At 57.6% G+C, this 512-nt stretch carries 1 protein-coding gene; it reads left to right on the plus strand.

Going from position 1 to position 512, the window contains the following annotated elements:
* On the plus strand, positions 1–472 hold a 472-nt coding region (locus tag J9893_RS22085), incomplete at its 5' end, for an integrase core domain-containing protein (RefSeq protein ID WP_210600935.1).
* Positions 473–512: the final 40 nt, after the last annotated feature.

Consider the following 512-nt stretch of genomic DNA (forward strand, 5'->3'; position numbering starts at 1 on the left):
CTACAGCCGCCACGCCTGGGGACGGCTCTACACCAGCAAGCTGCCGGTGACCTCGGTCCATGTGCTCAACGAAACGGTCCTGCCGTTCTTCGAGGCTCACGAGGCGCGGGTCTATACCATCCTGTCGGACAACGGGCGCGAGTTCTACGGGCGCCCTGACCATCACCCCTACGAGCTGTTCCTGCAACTGGAGGGGATTGAGCACCGGACCACCAAGGTACGCAGGCCGCAGAGCAACGGCTTTATCGAGCGGCTACATCGCACCCTGCTGGATGAACACTTCCGTATCAAGGGGAGGACGACCTGGTATGAATCAGTGGAGCAGATGCAGACAGACCTGGACAGCTATCTGGATCACTACAACACCCAGCGGCCACATCAGGGCAGGATGATGGAGGGTCAAACCCCCTACAGCATGTTCAAAAAGGGTCTGAAATTGATACCGAAGGAAGTGCGCACTAAAGTAGCGTAAACAAGACACCGGTTTGAGGCCGGTGTCAGGTGATAACTAG

Origin of the sequence: Aeromonas sp. MaB10011B (assembly GCF_017939325.1) — a bacterium.
Lineage (GTDB): Bacteria > Pseudomonadota > Gammaproteobacteria > Enterobacterales > Aeromonadaceae > Aeromonas > Aeromonas caviae.